This is a genomic window from Candidatus Aquarickettsia rohweri, assembly GCF_003953955.1.
GTDB lineage: Bacteria > Pseudomonadota > Alphaproteobacteria > Rickettsiales > Midichloriaceae > Aquirickettsia > Aquirickettsia rohweri.
Map to the genome: position 1 here is coordinate 1 of NZ_RXFM01000088.1, position 6,241 is coordinate 6,241.

Here is a 6,241-nt window from a genome sequence, read left to right on the forward strand (position 1 = left end):
ATGTTAGTAAAATTTCTATAATTGCATGTGGAAGCTCTTACAATGCAGGTATGGTGGCAAAATATTGGTTTGAGAGTTATGCTAAAATTCCAGTTGAAATTGATTTTGCCTCAGAATTTAGAGCTAGAAATGTAATTTATGATAAAAAAGGAGTTTATATTTTTATTTCACAGTCTGGAGAAACTTTAGATACACTATCTGCACTAAAGGAGGCAAAAAAGCAAAATGTCACAACAATTGGATTGATTAATAATTTGAACAGTTCAATTGCAAATTTATCTGATTATTTAATTCCTATTGAAGCTGGTGTAGAAACATCTGTTGCAGCTACTAAAAGCTTTATAGCTCAATTAATGAAGTTGCTTAATTTAGTCTTAATGGCATCAAAGCAGAAAAATATTATTACTCAAAGTTCATATCTTGGAATGCTAAGTAATTTTAATTCTGAAATTGCTAAATTAGGTGATATTTTAAGTGTTAATAGAAAAATTATAGAGATTTCTAAAGCCATAACACAAGCAAAAAACGTAATTTTTATTGGTAGAAATCATATGTATCCTATTTGCTTAGAGGGGGCTTTAAAACTAAAAGAATTATCTTATTTGCCAGTTTTTGCAATTGCTGCAGGTGAGCTTAAACATGGCTCTATTGCACTTGTTGATGAATATTCATTAATTATAGGTCTTACGCCAAAAAACAATGTTTATAATAAAACTCTTTCAAGTATTGAGGAAGTAAAGGCTAGAGGAGCAAAAATTGTTTTACTTACTGATTCAAAAGATAATATAGATGTAGAATATTTATTTAATATGCCTAAGTGTTCTGATATTTTAGCTCCTTTATTTTATACTGTACCTTTGCAATTATTTGCGTATCAAACAGCATTAGGTTTGGGAAGAAATGTTGACAGACCAAGAAATTTAGCAAAATCAGTAACAGTTGAATAGATATTTTAATTACTGGATTGAATGCATTTACTATGTTCATTCGCAATGACGTTTTTATTTTTATCATCACGAAGGAGGTAGTTTTTTTCAATTTAGTCATCACGAGGTTGCGTAGCAACCGTGGTGATCCAGAATTGTTGCCACATTTACGTTTTGTTAATTTATTATTGGATTGTGACACTCACTCCGTGCTCTCGCAATGACAAATTGAGAAGATAAGTTCGTTCGCAATGATAAACAAGGGAAGGTGGATTGCCGCGAATGCCTAATCAGCATCCTCGCAATTGTAAAGGTTACACAAAAAAGAAGGGAAGGAATAAAAAAACTTCTCCTTAGTGAATACCAAAGAGCAGTAATGAAAAATAAATATGCTATATAGCTGTAACTAATTGAAGCAAAGTATGTGGTGTTTGAATCAACTTAGCTTCTGCAGCAATCGCAGCTGTTAATTTAGCTTGTTCTTGAGAGAAGTCTTTAGTTAATTCTGTGAAATCAGCATCCATAAACTGAGCTCTTGCAGCATCTACGTTTTCAATCGCTGTTGAAATACTATCTGCAACCATTCTAAATCTAGATTGATATGCACCAATCTTTGAATTGTAGTTGAACATAGTATCTAGTGCAGTTCTGATTAATTCTTGCCCATTTCTACCATCTTCTACAGTTTCAAGTTTTAATTTATCAATTCCAAGAGCTTTTGGAGAAACACTATCAAAATCAATTGAAATTTGCTGATTTGCTTCAGCACCAACCTGGAACACCATAGGAGATTGTTTTTGCTTTTGTGAATCAAATATGAAAATTTGACTTGCACTACCACCTGCCGGTGTTTCTGATACAACACCTCCATCAGCTAGACCAACTGCTGCGCCATCTTTATAAGTTGCTGGTGTTGTTCCTGCAGCTGGAGCATCTACCACTTGTGTTGTTACAGTTGTGACTTTATCTTTATCATCCACTTTAAACAAAGGTACACCATCTAAAGTTGAAACAGTTTTTGTTGAATCATCATATGCAAAAGCTTTATTTCCACTTAAGTCATTAATTCCAGTACCTGCAGAATCTAATAATAACTTATATTGCTCGCCTGAAGTTCCTTTTGAGTCAAACTTAATAAACATTGCTGTGTTTGTACTATCCATAATAGCGTTATTGTACAAACTATAATTCAGTTTATTATCTCCTTCAATTGGTGTGCTAACTTGTTTAGTTGAGCCATCGATTAGGTTCCTACCGTTAAAGTTAGTAGCTGTAGCAATACGTTCAACCTCAGCTTTTAATTGTTGAGTTTCAAGGTTAATCAATTTTCTATCAGAGTCAGTAGCACTTCCTGTTAATGCCATGATTGATAATTGATCAAGTCTTTTTAAAATTTTTACCACACCTTTAGCACCACCGTATGCAATGTTTAACACCACTGATGCTTGGTGAGCACTTTTTAATGACTCTTTTTGTAGACCTAAATTTACTTCTAGTTTTGTACCGATTGCAAGACCTGCTGGATCTTCATAAGGAAATAATATACCTTGCCCAGAAGATAACTTATTTGCTATTGTAGAGGAATCTTCTAGAATTTTGCCGATGGCATCTTGTACACCAGCTGTTTGTGTATTAGTAATTGATGGTATAGACATTGTCTTTCTCCAATTTAGTTATTTAACGAGACTACTGTCAAATTAAACTTATCTAATAAGCAACGTAATACAAGATTGATAATAAAAAACCAAACCCCTTTTACATACTACTCACGATAAATTACGACTTCTGTCGTTATTCTTATAATAAAACGTTAGCATGCTAAAAAGTAATTGCAAGCTTTTATTTAGATTTAATAATTTTAATTTTTAGATTGTCAAGAGCATTAACATGCTCTCGCAATTACAATTTTAATTTAGCCATCACGAGCCCATTTTGTACTTCTTTTTGTCATCACGAGGTACTTTTTTTCAATTTAGTCATCACGAGGTTGCGTAGCAACCGTGGTGATCCAGGAATGTTTCCTCGTTTATGTTTGTGAAGTATTTCTGGATTGCCGCACTCACTGCATTCGTTCGCAATGACAAGTAATGAATAAATTTTTTAATTTAATCATCACGAGGTTGCGTAGCAACCGTGGTGATCCAGGAATGTTTCCTCATTTATGTTTGTGAAGTATTTCTGGATTGCCGCACTCACTGCATTCGTTCGCAATGACAAGTAATGAATAAATTATTCTTTAAAAATATTTATTTATGATGTAAAAAATTCTTATCGAGTTTTTATAAAAATTGCTAATGAATAAACAAGAAGAAATATCTTTTAATAGTATTTCAAATTCTATTCTTACTCCTATGATGAAGCAATATTTAGGAATTAAATCAGCTCATAAAGACTATTTGCTTTTTTATAGATTAGGAGATTTTTATGAATTATTTTTTGAAGATGCACAAGTCGCGTCAAAAATTTTAGACATAGTGCTTACTAAAAGAGGAAAACAGAATGGTGATAACATACCAATGTGTGGTGTGCCATATCATAGTGCAACACATTACATTAATAGATTACTTAAAAAGGGTTATAGTATTGCAATATGTGAACAACTAGAATCTCCTGAAGAAGCAAAAAAAAGGGGGTATAAATCTGTTGTAAGAAGAGAAGTTATGCAGATCATTACACCTGGTACATTAATGGAGGAAAAATTATTAGATTCGAAAAATACAAATTACCTTACATCAATTGCTGAGGAAAAAGGTAATTATTCTATTGCGTGGGTTGAGCTTACAACAGGAGATTTTTATGTTACTACTTGTAGCAAAAATCAGGTTGTAAATGAGATATCACGACTAAGTCCAAAAGAAGTTTTAGTATCATATAAACTTTCAAGTGATCCTATTTTTATGAATTATAAAAATATTATAACTGTTAGAAGCAATAATATATATGATCATAAAAATTGCCTGCAAAGAATAGTTCAATATTATAATGTCAATTCCATTAAAAGCCTTGGAGAATTTAGCAAAGAACAATTAGTTTCAGCAGGAGCATTGATAGAATATATTATTCATACTCAAAAAAATAATTTACCAAAGTTAAAAGTATTGCAAAAGCTAGAGAGAGAGTATTTTGTTGAAATAGATGCTTCTACTAGAATTAACCTTGAGTTTGATAAAAATTCTATAAATAAGGAATTTAATTTGTTAAATGTTATTGATAAAACAGTTACTTCAGCAGGAGCAAGATTACTAAAAACTAGATTAAATTCACCACTTAAAAATTCATCCGTAATCAATAAAAGGTTAGATTGTGTAAGCTTTTTTTATAATAAAACCGAACTTCGAACAAAAATTAGGGAATATTTAAAATTTTTTCCTGATGTTCAAAGATCATTATCTAAAATTTTTATTAATAAAGCAATACCAAGAGATTTAGATATCATAAAAAATGGCTTAAAAATTTCAACAATGATTAGTGAATTACTAAGAATAAATGGTGAAAATTTAATTGATGGAATAAATTCTCTAATTTCTCAAATATATGGTTATAATCAATTAGTTGATGAATTAGAGCAAGCTTTAATTCCATGTGATAATATTATAGAAAATCAAGCATTTATTAAAAAAGGATATAATAAATATTTAGATGAGCTATATGATTTAAAGTATAATTCAAATCAAACAATTAATGAATTAAGGGATAAATATAGACACAAAACAGGTGTGCAAAATTTAAAAATAGCTAAAAACAATATTTTTGGATATTTTGTTGAAGTGACAAGTTTGAATTCAAGTAAATTGGATGAAAAATTATTTATTCATAAGCAGACTTTAGGAAATTCAGTAAGATTTTTTACAGATGAATTGAAGAATTTAGAAAATATTATTCTTAATTGTGATACTAAAATTACTAACTTGGAAAAGGAAATATTTTGTAAGCTTTGTGATAAAGTGAAGCATTATTTTGATGAGATCAATTTAGTTATTGATAGCATAGCAAATCTTGATTTTTATAGTGCTCTTAGTGAAATTGCTATTCAAAATAAATATATTAGACCTATACTTGATGATAGCAATACATTTTTTATTGAAGAAGGTCGTCACCCTGTAGTGGAAAATTTTCAAAGAGAAAATTTTATTCCAAATTCTGCTAACATTACTGATGAAGAGAAGATATGGTTAATTACAGGGCCTAATATGGCTGGGAAAAGTACTTTTTTAAGACAAAATGCTTTAATTTGTATTCTTGCTCAAATTGGTAGCTACGTGCCTGCAAAAAGAGTGCATATAGGAGTTGTTGATAAAATATTTAGCAGAATTGGTGCTGCAGATAATATTGCAAAAGGTGAATCAACATTTATGGTAGAAATGACAGAAACAGCATACATTATAAATAATGTAACTGAAAAATCATTTGTTATTCTTGATGAAATTGGCAGAGGTACATCTACTCACGATGGCATATCTATTGCTTGGGCTGTGTTTGAATATTTATATAATCATATTAATTGTAGGGCATTATTTGCAACTCATTATCATGAGTTAACACAACTAAATAATAAGTTAGCTAGGATTGCAAATTATACTATGGAAGTAAAAGAATGGAATAAAGATATTATTTTTTTACATAAAATTATACCTGGTGTTGCAGATAGTTCATATGGAATTCATGTTGCAGAATTAGCAGGTTTACCAAAAAAAGTTATTAACTCTGCAAAACAAATTTTAACTAATTTTGAAAAAAAAGAACCCGTTCAAGTCAAAGATAATTATCAAGAAGATATAGTTTATAAAGAAAATGAGATTTTAAAAATTCTTAAAAATGTAGATATAAATAATATTACTCCTATTGAAGCTCAAAAAATATTATATGAACTGAAGAGCAAAGTTAATTTTAAAGAATAACCCGAACTGCAGATAAGAAATAAGAAATTTATAGCAAATCTTGTAATCATGAAGAGTAATGTCTCTCAACAGTTATCACAAAGGAGGAATGTATATAACTCAACAGTCATCACAAAGGAGAGATATTGTATCCTACCTCCCATAGTCATCACGAGGGAGAGCTTTAGCTCGACTGTGGTGATCCATAACTATTATCGCATTTATATTTGTTGATGCTTTACTTGATTGCCACGAGCACTTTGTGCACTCGCAATGACTATATAGGTAAGCGCTAAAATAAGGGCATCTAGGCAAGAATAAAAATAAGTGGTAGAACAAAAGCCTAAAAAAATAGAGGCTAATGATGCTATTAGAAAAAAAGAAAAAAAGAATAAGTAATGAAAAATGGAAAGAGCTAGTAGAAGAATATAAAAAAAG

At 30.3% G+C, this 6,241-nt stretch carries 4 protein-coding genes; 2 read left to right on the forward strand and 2 right to left on the reverse strand.

The window, feature by feature from the left end:
- The coding region (locus EIC27_RS05685; RefSeq protein ID WP_126045125.1) for an SIS domain-containing protein at nt 1-947 on the forward strand (947 nt) is incomplete at its 5' end.
- Nucleotides 948-1,318: 371 nt separating this feature from the next.
- On the opposite strand, the gene EIC27_RS05690 is transcribed toward EIC27_RS05685, so the two are convergent.
- A complete protein-coding gene (locus EIC27_RS05690) occupies nt 1,319-2,581 on the reverse strand; it encodes a flagellin N-terminal helical domain-containing protein (RefSeq protein ID WP_126045126.1) in 1,263 nt (420 codons plus the stop codon).
- 639 nt (nt 2,582-3,220) lie between these two features.
- On the opposite strand from EIC27_RS05690, the gene mutS reads away from it, so the two are divergent.
- Nucleotides 3,221-5,824, forward strand: coding sequence for a DNA mismatch repair protein MutS (gene mutS / locus EIC27_RS05695; protein ID WP_126045127.1), 2,604 nt, complete (start codon nt 3,221-3,223; stop codon nt 5,822-5,824).
- A gap of 200 nt (nt 5,825-6,024) precedes the next feature.
- On the opposite strand, the gene EIC27_RS07395 is transcribed toward mutS, so the two are convergent.
- Nucleotides 6,025-6,241: hypothetical protein (locus EIC27_RS07395; protein ID WP_205702354.1), on the reverse strand; the 217-nt coding region annotated here is incomplete at its 5' end.

Bases quoted from the DNA above. Each gene is read 5' to 3' on its own strand.
- EIC27_RS05690 (WP_126045126.1), bottom strand. From the start codon at position 2,581: ATGTCTATACCATCAATTACTAATACACAAACAGCTGGTGTACAAGAT.
- mutS (WP_126045127.1), top strand. From the start codon at position 3,221: ATGAATAAACAAGAAGAAATATCTTTTAATAGTATTTCAAATTCTATT.